The sequence below is a fragment of the Planctomycetia bacterium genome, assembly GCA_015200345.1.
GTDB lineage: Bacteria > Planctomycetota > Phycisphaerae > UBA1845 > UTPLA1 > PLA3.
Genome location: CP054187.1, coordinates 456,442 through 473,169 on the forward strand (window position 1 = coordinate 456,442; position 16,728 = coordinate 473,169).

Genomic DNA, 16,728 nt, shown 5'->3' on the forward strand with positions numbered 1-16,728 from the left:
CGAAATCACCGACGTGCCGGTCCACGGACTTCGCCCCAAAAGAGCCGGCCGGTTACCTTTGCCAGACCGTGTTTATGGGTCAGGACTCGGATCGCGCACGGGACGCTGTCGGATCGTGACTTCCGCCCATAACGGACAAGGCCGGAACAGCCCACGTCTTGGCTTTGGCTTGACCTGCGATTGAAAGACCCATTAAATTAGGGGTGAAAGCGGTCCTTCGGACGTCGATCATGGCCCAATCGCCCGCCAGCCCGCAGGCAAGCCCGCCGAACGAACTGTCCCCTGAAGACCGGATGCTGGTGCGACTCCGAGACCAGTTGTATGGGGGCAACTGGGAGGAAATGATCCTCGACTTGAAATGCCGGTTGCGCGGCGAGCCGTATATTTTCAAGCTCGCCAGCCGCATCCAGGACGACTTGAATCGCATTGAACGTCTCCGCGCGATGGGATCGCAGCGAGGAGACCCGCCCAACGAGCCGCCGTCGTCCCGAAACGCCTGACCTTCCCGCGATGCCGGGGGCATCGAGAACCGGCGGCGCAACGCCGCACAAGGAGTTCGCTCGCCATGCTGAACAGCGACCATTCGATCCGCTCTACCACACCGCGCGGCGCGATCCGCCTCGCTGCGGCGTTTGCCTGCGTGCTGAACCTCGGCATGTCGCTTCGGGCTTCCGCACAGATGATCAGCGACGAGGCCCTGGCCCGGCTCGATTTGCGATCGGCCTGGAGCATCGACCTGCCGCTTGAGGGCGGTGAAGAAGTCACGCGCACCGTCGCACTCGATGACAACCTCTACGTCCTCACGTCCATCAATCGCGTGTACGCCGTCCATCTGCACACGGGCATTCTCCGCTGGGCCTCCGATGTCTCGTCGGCGGGCGATCAAGTCCGCGGCCCCACGCACAGCAACGAGTATGCCGTATTCACGACACCCGGCGCCGTGCGCATGCTCGATCGTCGCACCGGACTCATCCCCGGCGAGCCGCGCCATCTTTCCGGTGTTGTCGTGGAAATCAAGCACGACACGGCCGAAGTGAACCTCGGCGAGGTCCACGGCCTCAAGGGCGGTGAGATTCTCAACGTTTACATGGTAAACGAATACGGCGATCACGAGGGCGATCCCGTCGCCCGCATCCAGCTTGGCGCGGTCAAGAATCGGTACAGCAAAGGTCAAATCACATCGCTCAACTCCAGCGTCAAACCGCTCGCTGGTTACAAAGTCGAAGCCGACCTCACCATGCCGCTTGAGGAAATCAAACTGCCCTTCGCGGCGAGCAGTCCGGCCGTCGCGAACGCAAGCCATCTTTTCGTCGGCGCCGCCAATCAGCGCTTTTATTGCGTCGATATCCATCGCAACGTGACCCATTGGCAGTTGATGACCCCCAACACGGTGACGGTCCCCCCCATCCTCGACGGCAAGAATCTGCTGATCGCCGGGCAGGACGGCCTGGTCACCTCTTGCACGCAGGCGGAGAAAGCCAGGAACTGGACCTTCATGACCGAGGGGCCGATCTTCGCCAACTTGGTGATCGACGGAGATCGGCTGTTTGTGGCATCGAGCGATCGGTCGCTGTATTGCCTGAACCGCGTGACCGGCAAGCGACTCTGGCGTGAGCGGTTTGATTCGCAACTCAATACCGCGCCGATGATCTCGGACGGGCGCGTTTACCTGCCAGTCCCGGATACGGGCCTGCACGTCCTCGACGCGACCAACGGCACGCAACTCTGGAAGCGGCCACAGGGTGGACGGTTTCTGCTGCAACTCGATCGTGATGCCATTCTGCTGTCAGGAGAGGGGACCGGCGCGCTGATTCGCGTCGATGCCGCCAAGGGAACACGCAAGCAAGTCGCTGAATTGAGCAGCGTGCGTCAAGTGACATCCAGCGCGGCGGCGCAGGCGATTCTGATCGCGTCGGCAGATGGGCGCGTGCAGAGTCTTCGCTCGCGATTTGCACCTCGTGTCCGCCCCGACGACGTCGCCGAGGTCCTGTACGACGCCGACAAGGCACGAGCCATCGCCAAAGTGGACGCCGATCGCAAGGCGGCCGCCGAGAAGAAAACCGTTGAACAGCCCAGGCGACCCACGGCCCGCGAGCTGATGTTCGACGACGACTGGCTCTCCAGCCGCAGCACGGCGAAGCCGGTCGGCGGTCACGGGCTGGTGGATATTTCCGAAGATGCCGAGGGCCGGAAGCCCGCAGCGGAAGCAGACGAAGGCGCCGCAGCAGAAACGGATGACGACACGGCTGACAAGGACTCCGACGACAAGGAAGGCGACAAGGAATCCGCCAACAAATCGGATGAAGAATCCGATTCCGATGACGCCGATGCCTCGGACGATGAATCCGGAGACGATGCGGACGAATCTGCCGACGACTCCGATGAAGGCGAAGGCGAAGATGACGAGTCCGACGAAGACAACGGCGGCGGAGGCGGCGGTGGTGGCGGCGGTTGATCTGGCCGGGGGTTGGTTCGACGCTTACACTGACGGTTTCGCAGCGCGATTTCATGCGGCAATCGCCGCCCCGCGCAGCTGCCCTTTCAGCCGACGCCTCGAATCATGCCGACGCAACGCATCCGCCGGGCACTCATTGCAGTCTATGACAAGACGGGCATCGCCAACTTCGCCCGCGCGCTCGTCGATGAGTTCGACTTCGAAATCATCTCCACCGGCGGCACCGCAAAGCACCTCAAAGACGCCGGCATTCCGGTCACAATAGTTGAGGAAGTCACCGGCTTTCCCGAACTGCTCGACGGCCGCGTGAAAACGCTGCACCCGAAGATTCACGCCGGCATCCTCGCCGACCGCGACAACCCCGAACACATGCGGCAGCTCGCCGAGCACGGCATCCAACCCATCGACATGGTGGTGGTGAATCTGTATCCGTTCGAGAAGACGGTGGCGGACCCGGCCTGCAAGTTCGAAGACGCGATCGAGATGATCGACATCGGCGGGCCGTGCATGCTCCGCGCGGCGGCGAAGAATCATCGGCACGTCCTGCCGGTGTTAGCGACGGAATGGGCGTTGGATGCCGTGCTCCGGCACCTTCGAGGTCAACTCGACGAGGACTCGGTCCGATTTCGCGCGAAGCTGGCGGGGCGATGCTTCCTGCGCACCCGTGGTTATGACGGCCATGTGGGTGATTACCTGCTCCTTCAATCCCTTGATTCGCCGGTATCTCCGTCGGAGCAGGCCTTCGCACTGTTCACTTGTCTATTGCTGACGAAGATATCCGATCTGCGCTATGGCGAGAACGCTCATCAGCGCGCGGCCTACCAACGGTACTTCGAGCAGTCAACGCCGTTCGATTCGGCGTTCGATTCAAGCACGCCGACCAACACTTCCTTCAATAATCTCATCGACGCCGATGCGGCCAGGGGCCTGTGTGCGGAATTGGCGCGTTCCATCAATCCCGCGCAACGAGCCGCGGGCGATCAACGAGCCGCGGGCGATCAACGAGCCGCGGGCTTCAGCCCGCGCGGCCAATTGAACGCAGGCGCCAGCCCACTCGCGCCGCCGACCATCGGCGATCCGACCTGGCTCCTGACCTGGACCACCTATGGAACTTGGCTCCCGGGAGACCCGCGCGGATACGTGAGCCGAACGCCAACAGAATCCGGCACCCATGAGATCTTCAATGCACCCGGGCAACCCTATTCGACCGATCAGCCGGAATTGTCCGAAGCGGCCAAAGATCGAATGGACGGAGAGCCGGTGCTCCTGGACGCAAGGCATGCGGCTGCTGCAAGCGATGCATTCATGAAAGCCGCAGCGGCACACAATATTCGGCTCGTGGCCTATGCAATCATGCCGAATCATGTTCACGTGCTGTGCCAGGCAACACAAAATGGTCCGGAACTACTCCGACTCTTCAAGGGGGTATCATCGCGCCGGCTGGGGCAGGCATTTTCGTTGGCAAGCTCACCACGCTGGTGGACAAAATCGGGTTCGACCCGCCACTTGAAACCGGGCGACGATCCGACAGCGGCGATCGATTATGTTTGCGAGCAACTGAACTCGTTGCTCGTGCGATGCTTTGATGGACGGCGAAACAAGGGCGCGATTCGCTCTGATTCCAAAGCCGCGCGGGCTAAAGCCCGCGGCTCGATTGGCGAGATTGATCGTGCGCTGGAAAAAAACAAAGCCGCGCGGGCTGAAGCCCGCGGCTCGTTGCCTGAAGCCCGCGGCTCGTTGGCTGTCGTGTGTTTTATCAAACACACAAACGCCTGCGGGGTCGGTGTTGCGGACGATCCGGCCGAAGCCTATCGCCGTGCCTACCTCGGCGACCCCAACGCCGCCATGGGCGGCATCCTCGCGGTGAACTTTCCTGTCACCGCGGACTTCGCCGCGATGGTGATGGAGACCTACGACCGCCTCGGCAAGCCGCTGCGCGAATCCGGCGCTCCCCATGCACCCGGCGGATTCTTCGTCGAAGTGTGGATCGCGCCGTCGTTTGAAAACGCGGCCGTCGAAATCATTCGTGGCGCGACCCGCGCGCCGACGGGCGAATCGAATGCCGAAAGCCCCGGTTCTGCCTTGTCGGCGCGCCCAAAGAAAAAATGGGGCGAGAACGTGCGATTGCTCGCCGTCGGCGACCTGTCGCAGCCACCCGCGACGGATGAACTCGTCTACCGAAGCATCGCCGGCGGGATGCTCGTGCAGACGGCCGACACCGTTGGCCTTAACGAAGACCTGTGGGAAGTTGTCACGAAGCGCCGGCCCACCGATTCTGAAATGTCAGATTTGAGATTGGCTTGGCTCATCGCCAAGCACACCAAGTCCAACGCGATCAGCCTCTGCAAGGACGGCATGCTGATCGGCAACGGCGCGGGGCAGATGAGCCGTATCATGAGCTGCCGCATCGCCACGTGGCTGGCCCGTGAGAATGGTCACGCCGACAAGCTCGCAGGCAGCGTGGCGGCTTCCGATGCCTTTTTCCCCTTCGCTGACGGGCCGAACATTCTGATCGATGCCGGCGTGACGGCAATCATCCAGCCCGGCGGTTCGAAACGCGATGAGGACGTCATCCATGCCTGCGACGAGCGCGGCGTCGCGATGATCTTCACCGGCACGCGGCACTTCAAGCATTAACGCGCGGGGATGTCCCGCCGCGTCCACGCAAGCAAGCCGCCCATCCAGAACGCTGCCGCGACAGATAACAGGATCGCAATCTCACGCACCTGCCACGATCCGGCGCGGACGATCGGCAGCGGCCGGTAGTAATGCAGGAAGCTCGTCCACGAAATTCGCTTGGCCGGTTCCCACAGCTCCGCCAGGAAGTTAATCACAAAGCAATAAAAGATGGCCACGAAGCAGATACCCGCCGCCACCCCGCGCCGATTGCACATCGCCGAGACCGCGAGACAACACGCTGATAGTGCTACATACACGACATAAAGATGCCCTCCCACGATCGCCAGCCGCCAGAACTCAATGTCCTTTTGCGGCTTGATGACCAGCCCCAATCGAATGCCCGTGAGGATGGCGGCGATGAATGGAACCCCCAGCGCGACCAGCACCACCGTGTGCGAGCCGTACTGCCTCGCCCGCGAGATCGGCAATGACGCGAGCAGGTCCATCGTGCCGCGGTCCACTTCGCCGGCCATCACGCCGGTGGAAACCGTGATCAGCGTCGCCACGACCAGCGTCCACATCAACGGATGCACGAAGAAAAACGCCGTGACCCCGTTCGGCGTGAACTGCGAGCCGACATCGCTCCCCAGCAGCGCCGCGAGCAGGCTGCGCACCCACTCCAGGTTCAGCATCTCCAGGCTGCGCTCGATCGGCACCGATGCCGTCACAACCATGTACAACGCCGCGAACACGCACAGCAGCAGGTGCGCCCCCACGATCACCACGGCGTAGCCTCGAAGCGTCTTGCCTGTCAACGGAAGACTGATCATGCTCGCGGAGCCTCCTCGTAGTACGTCGCGAACAAGTCTTCCAAATCCGGTGCGCCGATCGTGACATCAGCCACGTCCAGTGTCGACAACCAGCGAAGCAGTTCCTCCACGGACCCCGCCCAGCTTCCGCAAATCACGCCATCGACCGACGGACGCGGTGTGAACCCGTGCGGTATCAAGTCTTCACGAAGCGCGCCTTGTTTCAATCGCAGCTCCACGCGGCGCAGCGCGCGCTGTCGTAATTCGCTGATCGAACTGTCTTCGATGATCCGCCCGGCGCGGATGATCGCGACGCGATCGCAGAGCAGCTCCACTTCGCTCAACGTGTGACTGGAAAACAGCACCGTGCGCCCCTCTCCCGCCGCCGCACGCAATTCCTCATACACCGTCTGCTGCACCAGCGGATCAAGTGCCGTCGTCGGCTCGTCGAGAATCAACACCTCCGGCCGATGCATCAGCGCCTGGATCACGCCGAGCTTCTGTTTCATCCCGCGCGAGTAATCACGAATGCGGCGCGAGAGATCAAGATGAAACCGATCACACAAGCGGCGAATCTCGGCCTCACAGCCGCCGCCTCGCGCCCGATTGCAGAAACTCAAAAATGTGCGCCCGCGCATCCAGTCGTAGAACCGAACATCGCCGGGCAGATACCCGACGTGCCGGCGAATCTCGGTGCTTTGTCGCCATGCGTCCAGCCCGAGCACGCGCGCCGAGCCATCGGTCGCCCGAAGCAATCCGAGCAAAATTCGAATCGTCGTCGTCTTGCCCGCGCCGTTCGGTCCGAGAAAGCCGAAGATCGAACCGGCCTCGACGCGCAGATTCACACCCGCTACGGCCCGAAGCGCGCCGTAGGATTTCACGAGACCCTGAACATCGATCGTCGGGTTGGCGGCGTGAGGATTCGCAGAGGGCATGGCGTTAACGGCTCGCTGGCCTCGACTGTTCGTCAGATGACGAGGTCGGCGTCTTCGTCGCTGATTTCGCGCCGGGCACGGTGCAGCAAGGGGCGATGCGGAAACAGGTGAATGAACGCCATGCCACCGACAAAGCCGCCCAGGTGCGCCAGGTACGCCACCGCGCTCGTGCTGCCTCCCGAACTGACGAAACCACCCAGCACCGGGAAGGCGTTTTGAAGCACAACGTACACACCGAGGAATATCCACGCCGGAAGCTTGACGGTGAACCAATACCACCCTGCCGGCACCAGCGCCAGCACCCGCGCATGGGGGAACAACAACAGGTATCCGCCCATCAGGCCGCTGATCGCCCCGCTCGCGCCGACCAGCGGGACAACGCCGGAGTCGAATAGCGTGTGCGCCAAATTACCGACGAGGCCTGTGGCCAGATAGAAAACGAGGAACAACAGCGGGCCGAGGCGATCCTCAACATTGTTGCCAAAGATCCACAGATACAGCATGTTGCCCAGCAAGTGCCCCCAACCGCCGTGCAAAAACATACATGTGAAGATATTCATCCACGCCGGCAGCGCCGTCGCCTCGTCGAACGGAAGCGGCACACGCCGCGCCAGCGGCCGACCGAACGGATCGACCAGGCGATGGCCGAATTGATCTGTTGCAGGCTGGAGCGGCGCGTCCTCGATCATCGCGCGTCGCAAATCCGTGCGCGATTCCGTCAGTTCCGCCGGAACATAGCCGTATTTCCAGATGAACTCCTGCATCCGCTGCCCTTGACCCAGCTCGACGAAGAACACGAGCACGTTGATGACGATCAGGGCAATCGTCATCACCGGCGTGCCCGCGGTCGGATTGTCATCTCGAATCGGGATCATTCATGGCCCTGCGCAGGCGCGGAACAGTCCGTGACCGTACGGGTGAGAACCCCCAGCGCATGGCGGATGGCCGGCCCGACCAGCTCCAGTCCCATGCGCACGCCGCTGACGCTGCCCGGGAGCATGACTACAAGTGTCTGACCAATCACCCCGGCCCCCCCGCGCGACAGGATCGACAGCGGTGTGCGATCAAACATGGGCGTCTTGGCGTACCCCCCCGTACGCATGATCTCGCCAAAACCAGGCAACTCCCGATCCAACAGCGGACCTATGGCTTCAGGCGTCACGTCGCGCGGGCCGATCCCCGTCCCACCGGTCGTAACGATCAGATTGACCCGGCCGATCAGGGATCGGATGCAATCAGCGATTTGCTCCGCCTCATCCGGGGTCAATCGCCTCTCAACGACCTCGACGCCGAGTGACGAGATCACTTCGGCCGCAGCCGGACCGCTGCGATCTTCCTTTGATCCCGCGGATCGACTGTCCGAAATCGTGACCACCGCCGCCTTGAACATGGTCGGATCGTAGCACGCGCGCTCATCGCCTGCAAAACCCTGAACGAGCCGCTGTCGCGTTGACCGGTTCACACCGCCACGGCCGCCACCGGCACGGTGAAGCTGACGCGCGTGAAGCGGCCTTCTTCACTGGCGATGGAGACCTCGCCGCCCATGCCGTGAACCGCGTGCTTGACGATGGCAAGCCCCAGACCGGTGCCGCCGATGCCGACGCGGCGGGACTTGTCGACCTGATAGAACCGCTCGAAGACGCGATCCAGATCGCCGGCAGGAATGCCACAGCCATTGTCTTCAACCTCCAGCCGGGCCATGCCGCCTTCGTGACGACATCGAATCTCGATCCGGCCGCCGATCCCGACGAACTTGACGGCGTTGTCCACGAGATTCTTCAGCACCAGCTCGAGCCAGCGCGGGTCGGTCTCCAGCGCTTCGACCTCGTTGACAATCTCAAGCCGCACGCTCTTCTGACGCAATGCCTCGGCAAACACCGAGCGAACCGACGCGAAGACTTCGTCTGGCCTAAACCGCCGAACGGAGAGGTCGGGCGACTCGGACTCGACGCGGTTCAGATCCATCAGGTCTTCGGTGAGATTCTGGAGCCGCTCGACGTTGCGCGCGATCACGGACATGAACCGCTGCGTCATCTCGCGGTCCAGCCCGTCGGCATTGAGCGTCTCCACGGCCGCGCGAATGCTGGCCACTGGCGTGCGCAACTCGTGCGACGCGTTCGCCACAAACTCCGTCTTCATCGCCGCCGATTGCGCCAACGCCGTGATGTCGCGAATGCATATCAGCCACGCGATCGGCGTCGATGGCTCGGTCACCCGAATGATCGTGACGCTTAATTGCGCTGCGCCCCTCACTTTGCTTCGCTTCAGTTCTCGGTGCAGTTCATTGCGACCGGCCGCCTGGGCCTCGTTCCACATCTGCTGCAAGGCCTCATCGGTAACCTGCTCCGTCAGTAGGCGGCCCACCAGTGGGGAATCCACCGCGAGCAATCTTCGCGCCGCATCGTTGGCCGTCAGGACCAGCCCTGCACGATCGACGGTGATGATCCCCTCCTCCAGGTGACTGACCGTGACCTCCAGGTCCTTCCGCTGCTGCTGAACTTCATGCACCCGCGCGAGCAGATTCTCCCGCATGGTCTCCAACGACTCGGCCACCTGCCAGATCTCGTCGTCCCCGCCTACCTCCACCCGTTCCTGCAAATCACCGGTCGACAACCGCCGCGCCAGGATGCTCACCCGTTGCACCGGCTGCGCCAACGCCTTCGACAACACCCACGCCCCAAGCAGTGCCAGTGGAATGGCGATTGCCAGACCGATCGTGATCCACTTAATCAAGGCTTCTTCGCGCCGCTTGATGTCCGCCGCCGGCGCCGCCACGCGAACGACGGCCGCCAGCCGACCGCTTTCGATTAACGGCACCGCGATATAGACAAAATTCTCTCCAACCGAACTGCTCCGGCGAAGGTCCTGACCCATGCGGCCCGCCAGCGCCGCAGCCATCTCCGGCCGCTTCGCGTGATTCTCCATCTCCGACGGATTCGCGTTCGAATCCGCCAGCACGCGACCATCCGGCGCCATCACGGTGAGACGAAGCCCCGTAAGCTCGTGCATGTGGTCGCATTCGCGCTGCAACGCGGGTTCGTCGAGCGGCCATTGCCGGTCAATCGTCAACTTCGCAAGGTGCGCCTGCTTGATGATCTGGTCCTGCGTGTAGCCGGCCAGCCAGCGGTGCATGATCTGCCAGGTCACCGCGCAAACCAGCAGCATGCCCAGGCACAGGAGGGCCCCCAGGCGCAAGAAAACGCGCTTGAAGAATCGCCCCTGCCAGTGCATCTCGGAGTTTCGCGGCACAATAAGAATTCTACGCGATCAGGCCGCGGCGATCACGTGGATCAGCCAATTCGTGAATTCGCCTGAAATGCGCCCTCGCTTCGAGCCGGTTCAACATTCAACCGGCTCGCCTTGCCAGACGTCGGCGAACCGATAGCCGACGCCCCGCACCGTTTCCACCAGATCGCGGCAGGAACCGAGTTTACGACGCAATGACGTGATGTGAACGTCGATCGTCCGATCCGTAACCGCGATGTCCGGGCCCATGACCTTGGCCATGAGTTGATCGCGCGACAAGACCCGCGCCCGCGCCGCGATCAGCGCCTCGAGCAGGCGAAACTCGGTTAGCGTCACCGCGATCGGCTGACCCTCGACTTCGACGACATGACGAGCCCGATCCAGCGTCACCGCGCCGGCGCGCAACACCGTCTCGTTCTCGGTCACGCCCGCCCGCCGCCGCAGAACCGCCGCCACCCGCGCCATCAACACTTCCATGCTGAACGGCTTCGTCACGTAATCGTCAGCGCCGATTTGAAGCCCGGTCACGATGTCATGCTCCGCCGTCAGCGCCGTTAGCATGATGATCGGAATGTGCCTCGTCGCGGAATCCGCGCGAAGCAGCGAGGCCACCTCGCGCCCATTGCGTTGCGGAAGCATCAGGTCCAGAACGATAAGGTCCGGTTTCTCACGACGAGCCAGCTCCAGCGCCGTGTTGCCATCGTGGCAACTCATGGGAACCAGTTGGTTCCGCTTCAGGTTGAAGCAAATCAGTTCGACCAGATCGCGCTCGTCATCGACAACCAATACTCGTGATTGCGTCATGTGTTCGCTCCGCCGCTCCCCCGACCTCCGTGTGCACCCTGAATCGTTGCCCAGCACCGGCTGCCGTTGTTCACCGGTACGCCGCCAAGACCAGCATTATAAACCCGCCGAAGCAACTCCTGCACCGACGTTCGCTGTGAAAGCTTTGTTAATTCGCGCTGCAAAAACAATCGCTGGTGCGATCCAACCGCACTCCACCCACGGCACAAAGCGGTTTTTGCGGACGCGTGTTAATTGTTTCTTAATAATCAGTGAATGAGGGCTTCACAATGCGCAACCTCCGTTAGGAGCCTTTGTTACTCCTTCGTACCATGCCTTCGAATGATCACCTCATGAGACCTTAATGCTCTGAACGCTTGCGACACCGGACGCGCCGGGTATGATGCAGCCGTCAGCTGGTCAAGACGACCCAGCCCCAGATAGCCAGGCACGATTCGGCAGGCGCGGATCAGGAGCAGAATCCCCGTGTTCTCGATCATTCCTCGCGATACGGTTTTCTTCGACATGTTTGAGCAGTCAGCCGATTTTGTCGCACGAGCAGCCGTGATTTATTGCGAGTTGATGGCGGATTTTCCCCGGCGCGACGATCACATCAAGCGCATCCGCCAAGCCGAGCATGACAACGATGAAATCGTGCACAAGGCGCTGGCCAGGATGGACACGGTGTTCATCACGCCGTTCGATCGCGAAGACATCCACATACTGCTGAAAAACATGGACGACGTGATCGACGAAATCGACGCAGCGGCCAAACGGCTTGCCATCTACAAGATTGATGCGCCGGACAAATGGCTCACCAAGCAGTCACAGCTTCTGGTCAAGTCAACCGCGCTCCTTCGGGATGCCGTCAATCGGCTGCGCGACCTGAAGCGGCCCAACGGCCTGCAACAGAAGCTCGTTGAGATTCATCTGATTGAGAACGAGGGCGACGAAAACAACCATGCCGCCGTCGCGGAGCTTTTTGAGAACGCCAGCGATCCGCTTCGCGTCATCAAGATGAAAGAAATCTACGATTTCACCGAGCGTGCGATCGACAGTTGCGAAGACACCGCGGACATCATCGAAGCCATTGTTCTGAAGAACACGTGAGATCCTCCGCGGCATGGTGACCTACGTCATCATCATCGTCCTCATCGCCCTGCTGTTCGACTTCAGCAACGGCTTCAACGACGCGGCCAATTCCGTCGCGACCATTGTCGCGACGCGCGTTCTTTCTCCCCGCGCGGCGGTCCTGTGGGCCGCTTTTTTTAATTTTATCGCCGCCTTCGGATTCGAGACTCACGTCGCCGCGACCATCGGCAAGGGACTCGTCGCGCCGTCCATCATCAATCCCGACATGATCCTCGCGACGCTCATTGCCGCCATCTCCTGGACGGTTATCTGTACACAAAAGGGATTGCCCATCAGCGTCTCACATGCCCTCATCGGCTCGCTGGCAGGCGCTGCCATCTGCCGCGGCGGTCTTGACGCGCTCCAGTGGGGAGTCATCGGCAAAACCGCGATCTTCATCGTTCTGTCGCCCATCATCGGCTTGGTCATCGCATGGATCCTCATGATCATCAACCTGTGGATCGTGCGCTATCGAAATCCACACCGCGTCGATCGTGCTTTCCGACTCCTTCAGCTTGTCTCCGCCGCCATCTACAGCCTCTCGCACGGCCTGAACGACGCACAGAAAACCATGGGCATCATCATGGCCGTGATGATCGCCGAGCCGGCCCTCGCCCAGTATGCCACGCACTCCGGGGACCCGGCTTCTGGTGAGCCGGCTTTTTGGATCATTCTTTCCTGCCATCTTGCCATCGCGATGGGAACCTATCTGGGCGGATGGAAAGTCGTGAAAACACTCGGCCACCGCGTCACGAAGCTTCAGCCCATCGGCGGTTTCTGCGCAGAGACCGGCGGCGGCGCGACCATCCTCGCCCTCTCGCAGTTTGGAATCCCAGTCAGCACGACGCACACCATCACCGGCGCCATCTTCGGCGTCGGCCTGACGCATCGCGTCTCGGCCATTCGCTGGAGCGTCGGATCGGAGATCGTGACTGCGTGGGTCTTGACGCTGCCCTGTTCTGCCTTAATTTCTTCAGTAGTCTACTTTATAGTTGCAAAGGTTGCGGGCTTGTTCGGCTGACGCAGGGCATCAGCGCCCGCCACGGCTCCGCCGCAATACCGAATCCAATTCCAAAAATCGAAAGTTGATTAACTGCACGATCACGCCGATGCTCGCGGCGATCAGGCTCATGGCCAGCAGCGTGAACGTCGCCACGATGAACAGCGTCCGTCGCGTCGAATCGGCGCCGGCCTCCCCAAACAACACCCACGCGCCGCATGCCATGCTCAACGCCATCAGCGCAAGACCCATTCCACCGAAAAACGTCAGCGGTTTGTAAGAGCGAAACAAACTCAAAATGCGAAAGATTACGCGAAACCCGTCGCGGAACGTGCTAAGCTTCGACACGCTCCCTTCCGGCCTTTCGCGATACGCTATCGGCACTTCGCGCAAGACCCACTTGCGATACAGGCACTGCACCGTCATTTCCGTCTCAATGTCAAAACCATACGCCATGATCGGCAGGCTCCGCGCCACCTCACGCGTGAAGGCCCGATACCCGCTCAAGATGTCCGTCAGCCTGGCACGAAAGATCATGTTGATCATCGTTCGCACAAGCCAGTTACCGAAAACATGAAACCGCCGATACGCAGCCGCCTCGTTCACCGCCTCGCGCCGGCCGACGACCATGTCGGCCTGACCGTTCAGCACCGGCGCGAGCACGTCGCGAACGCGCTCCGCCGGATACGTGTCATCGCCATCGACCATGACGTAGCAGTCCGCGTCTACTTTTTCCAGCATGGCCGCTACGACGAAACCCTTGCCCTGTCGTTTCTCTTGCACCACCACCGCGCCCGCGTTCCGCGCCAGCTCGCCCGTGCCGTCCGTGCTGTTGTTGTCAAACACATAAACGGTCGCCTCGGGCAGCTCGCGACGGAAGTCCGACACGACCTTCCCAATCGTCGCGGCTTCGTTGTAACACGGCACCAGAACGGCGATTCGCACTGCGTTGCCGCTCACGGGCCTTTCTGGATTGGCTGACTCCATCAATGAACGTCTCCCGGGGTTATGCGGTGCACGGCGGACAACTCACATGAAGAACCTTCACGCAACGTCTCGGCAGTTTAAGGGCAGCAAGCCTTTGCGCCACGTCGAGCAGGCGGGTACAATCACACGGATGAAATTCGCCGGTTCCTGGATTGTCTTGCTGTTCCTCGTGGCGCTGACAAGCTGCACCGACCGCGCCGGAAACCGCGTCGCTACGGACGACTGGTTTCACGGTCGGTCCGCGCATTCCACCCCGGACGATATCGACGCGACGAATCCCGATGCGACCTCATCGCATACAGCGGCTCCTGGACATTCTTCGCTCCACGATCTACCGGCGGATGCCACGCCCGCTCAACAAAGAAAAGCCGACCGCGCCTTGGCCGCCGAGTTTGCCAACGCCGCTCCCGCACCACCACCCGGCGCTGTGCTGCCCGATGTTCTCGTCGTCGATGACGAGCGAATCAGCGTCACCGACATCCTCGAGCCGATCGAGCACCGCCTGGAGGAATTGGCGCGCTCCCTCCCGGCGTCGAACTATTTTGACGAAGCGGCCAAGCTCGTGCGTGCGCAAATCGTCGAACACGTCGCACAGCACCTGATCTGGCGGCGAGCCAAGACGCATCTCACCGAGGAAATGGAACCCCAAGTCGACAAAGCAGTGGGCAAGATGGAGAAGGACCGCATCAATCGCGAGTTCGGCGGCCGTGAGACGCTTTACGAAAAGTACCTCGCCAAACACGGCAAATCCCGCGACGACGTCAGGAAGCGCCTGCGAAAAATCGTGTTGATCGACAGCTACCTGCGCGATCGCCTCCTGCCGCAGATCAACTCACCGCGCAAGCAGGAACTGATGGCGTACTTCAACCAGCATCGAGCGGACTTCTCGCGCCCCGAGCGACGCGAAATGTTCCTGATCGACGTCCCGGTCAACGCTTTTCTCGATACGCGACGCTGGCCGACGCGCCAGGAACAGCAAGAGGCCGAAGCCAAAGCTCGCATCGAGATCGAAGCCGCCCAGGCGGCCTTGCAGCGCGGCGAACCGTTTGAAGACGTAGCCCGTAAATATTCACGTGGTCTGCACACCGAATCCGGCGGCAACTGGGGCCTGATCACGAAACCGGCCGGCAACGAATCCGCTCTCCAAGGGCATTGGGAAGTGCCGTCACGCCGGCTGTTCGAATTGCAGCCCGGGGAGACGAGCGAAATCATTCACGCGGCCAATAGCTTTTTCATCGTTCGCGTCGGGCACATTGATCCCGCCGAAGAAATGACGTTCCAGCAGGCACAGCCGAAGATCGTGGACACCCTTCGGCAGGAGCGATTCATTCGCCTGCGCACCGAGTTTCTCCAGGCGGAACTGGAAAAAGCCACCATCGGCTCGCTGGAGGACTTCGTCACGCGTGTCATGCGGGGGATTCCCAAGCCGGCCCGCTGAACCCTGCACAATCCCGTCTCGTTCGCCTCGGTCCGACCGCCCAGTCGGCTTTCTTTGACAGGAACATGCCGCCTGATTCGTCTTATGGGTACATGCGGCGGTGAGGATTCCCGTTCAAATAGCCGTCGATCCACGTTCCAGGGGAGCGGTTTATGGCAAGCGCCTCCATCATGCGTCATTTGACTGCATCAACGCTTCTGGTTCTTTTCTTTTCGGTGTATTCAGCAAGCGCGGATGAAAAGAAACCTACAGCGTCGCGACCGGCCCCGAAGGGCTGGAACATCGAGTTCACCCGGAATCCCAAATTACCGCCCATGTTCCGGCAATTGGATGCACGCCGCGCGGACGGTAGCAACCTGTCAATCTACCTGGGCGATTTTGACAACGGCCTCGCGAGCAAGAAGCCCCTCCTCGTTTTCGTCGAAGGCTCCGGCGCCCACTCGCAATTCATGGTTCGTGACGGAAAAGTCGTCTACGGTCTGTTCGGCTTCATCGCCGACCGCTTCCGGAACGATTTTCACGTCACCACAGCCGAAAAGCGCGGCATCGAGTTCGGGTATTTCCCGAAAGAACACTTCGGCTCGGCCGAGGACGCTCCCGAGGAATACCAGCATCACGCGACGTACGAAGGTCGAACAGGCGACGTGTGCCTGCTGATTGACACGCTTCTGAAGCAGCCCAACGTCGATGCGAATCGCGTCGTGTTGATGGGCATGTCCGAGGGGGCGGACGTGGCCGCGCACGCCGCGGCGCGCGACCCGCGCGTGACGCACGTCATCTTCATGTCCGGCGGAGGGCCGACCCAATTCTTCGACCTCGTGACACTTCGCCGAAAAGCCATGGCCAGGGACGGCGTCTCCGCCGAGGAGATTGACTCGGCCGTGCGCGAGATGGAGACCGAATACCGCGACATCATGGCCCGCCCCGACGCGATTGATAAGTTCTTCGCCGGGCACGCCTACAAGCGATGGGCCTCGTTCTGCGCTCATCCACCCGTGGAAAGCCTCGCAACGAGCCGCGCCAAGCTGTTCCTTGCTCACGGAACCGAGGATCTCTCCGTGCCCATCGAGTCGTTTGATTTCACCGTCAGCGATCTGATCCGCCGCGGCCGAAAGAACGTAACGGTACGCCGCTTCCCCGGCCGCGATCACAGCCTCGGCGACCCCAAGGCAGAACAAAAAGGACCGCCCATGGTCGACGTGATCGACGAGGCCGTCCGTTGGACTCGGCAATAACGCGCGACCGCGAGTGACAAAAAAACCCCTCCCGCAACTACGGCGTAGACCGAAGTCGCAGGAGGGGTTTGAAACCGACAAGAGTCGTTC

General features: G+C 61.5%; 14 protein-coding genes. 7 read left to right on the forward strand and 7 right to left on the reverse strand.

What is annotated here, in order from left to right; translation table 11 throughout:
* Positions 1-230: 230 nt before the first annotated feature.
* The 3 genes from HRU71_02115 to HRU71_02125 all read left to right on the forward strand — a co-directional run bounded on the left by HRU71_02115 (position 231) and on the right by HRU71_02125 (position 5,092).
* Complete coding sequence (locus tag HRU71_02115) at positions 231-500, forward strand: hypothetical protein (GenBank protein ID QOJ02345.1); 270 nt, start codon at positions 231-233, stop codon at positions 498-500.
* A gap of 65 nt (positions 501-565) precedes the next feature.
* On the forward strand, positions 566-2,455 hold the full coding sequence (locus tag HRU71_02120) for a PQQ-binding-like beta-propeller repeat protein (GenBank protein ID QOJ02346.1): 1,890 nt from the start codon (positions 566-568) through the stop codon (positions 2,453-2,455).
* 105 nt (positions 2,456-2,560) lie between these two features.
* Positions 2,561-5,092 (forward strand): transposase, encoded by a 2,532-nt coding sequence (locus HRU71_02125; GenBank protein ID QOJ02347.1) that lies wholly within the window; start codon positions 2,561-2,563, stop codon positions 5,090-5,092.
* Here the strand turns inward: HRU71_02125 and HRU71_02130 are convergent.
* The 6 genes from HRU71_02130 to HRU71_02155 form a co-directional block, all read right to left on the reverse strand.
* Positions 5,089-5,904 carry an ABC transporter permease subunit gene (locus HRU71_02130; protein ID QOJ02348.1) on the reverse strand — a complete coding sequence of 272 codons (816 nt, stop codon included), beginning with the start codon at positions 5,902-5,904 and terminating at the stop codon, positions 5,089-5,091. The genes HRU71_02125 and HRU71_02130 overlap by 4 nt on opposite strands.
* Positions 5,901-6,818 carry an ABC transporter ATP-binding protein gene (locus HRU71_02135; GenBank protein QOJ02349.1) on the reverse strand — a complete coding sequence of 306 codons (918 nt, stop codon included), beginning with the start codon at positions 6,816-6,818 and terminating at the stop codon, positions 5,901-5,903. The genes HRU71_02130 and HRU71_02135 overlap by 4 nt, the downstream gene beginning before the upstream one ends.
* A 32-nt stretch (positions 6,819-6,850) precedes the next feature.
* Complete coding sequence (locus HRU71_02140) at positions 6,851-7,693, reverse strand: rhomboid family intramembrane serine protease (protein ID QOJ02350.1); 843 nt, start codon at positions 7,691-7,693, stop codon at positions 6,851-6,853.
* Complete coding sequence (locus tag HRU71_02145) at positions 7,690-8,208, reverse strand: MogA/MoaB family molybdenum cofactor biosynthesis protein (protein ID QOJ02351.1); 519 nt, start codon at positions 8,206-8,208, stop codon at positions 7,690-7,692. The genes HRU71_02140 and HRU71_02145 overlap by 4 nt, the downstream gene beginning before the upstream one ends.
* Positions 8,209-8,276: 68 nt before the next feature.
* Complete coding sequence (locus tag HRU71_02150) at positions 8,277-10,067, reverse strand: HAMP domain-containing protein (GenBank protein QOJ02352.1); 1,791 nt, start codon at positions 10,065-10,067, stop codon at positions 8,277-8,279.
* A gap of 90 nt (positions 10,068-10,157) precedes the next feature.
* Positions 10,158-10,868: a response regulator transcription factor gene (locus HRU71_02155; GenBank protein ID QOJ02353.1), complete on the reverse strand. Its 711-nt coding sequence runs from the start codon at positions 10,866-10,868 to the stop codon at positions 10,158-10,160.
* A gap of 465 nt (positions 10,869-11,333) precedes the next feature.
* Between HRU71_02155 and HRU71_02160 the strand changes: the two genes are divergently transcribed.
* Positions 11,334-11,957, forward strand: a complete 624-nt coding sequence (locus HRU71_02160) for a DUF47 family protein (GenBank protein QOJ02354.1) — start codon at positions 11,334-11,336, stop codon at positions 11,955-11,957.
* Between the two features lie 13 nt (positions 11,958-11,970).
* Positions 11,971-12,999: an inorganic phosphate transporter gene (locus HRU71_02165; GenBank protein ID QOJ02355.1), complete on the forward strand. Its 1,029-nt coding sequence runs from the start codon at positions 11,971-11,973 to the stop codon at positions 12,997-12,999.
* Positions 13,000-13,008: 9 nt separating this feature from the next.
* On the opposite strand, the gene HRU71_02170 is transcribed toward HRU71_02165, so the two are convergent.
* Positions 13,009-13,965 (reverse strand): glycosyltransferase, encoded by a 957-nt coding sequence (locus tag HRU71_02170; protein QOJ02356.1) that lies wholly within the window; start codon positions 13,963-13,965, stop codon positions 13,009-13,011.
* 130 nt (positions 13,966-14,095) lie between these two features.
* Between HRU71_02170 and HRU71_02175 the strand changes: the two genes are divergently transcribed.
* Positions 14,096-15,403 carry a peptidyl-prolyl cis-trans isomerase gene (locus HRU71_02175; GenBank protein QOJ02357.1) on the forward strand — a complete coding sequence of 436 codons (1,308 nt, stop codon included), beginning with the start codon at positions 14,096-14,098 and terminating at the stop codon, positions 15,401-15,403.
* 314 nt (positions 15,404-15,717) lie between these two features.
* The gene (locus HRU71_02180) at positions 15,718-16,638 is read left to right on the forward strand and encodes a hypothetical protein (protein QOJ02358.1); all 921 of its coding nucleotides are present in this window, start codon (positions 15,718-15,720) and stop codon (positions 16,636-16,638) included.
* The last annotated feature ends 90 nt before the right edge of the window (positions 16,639-16,728 follow it).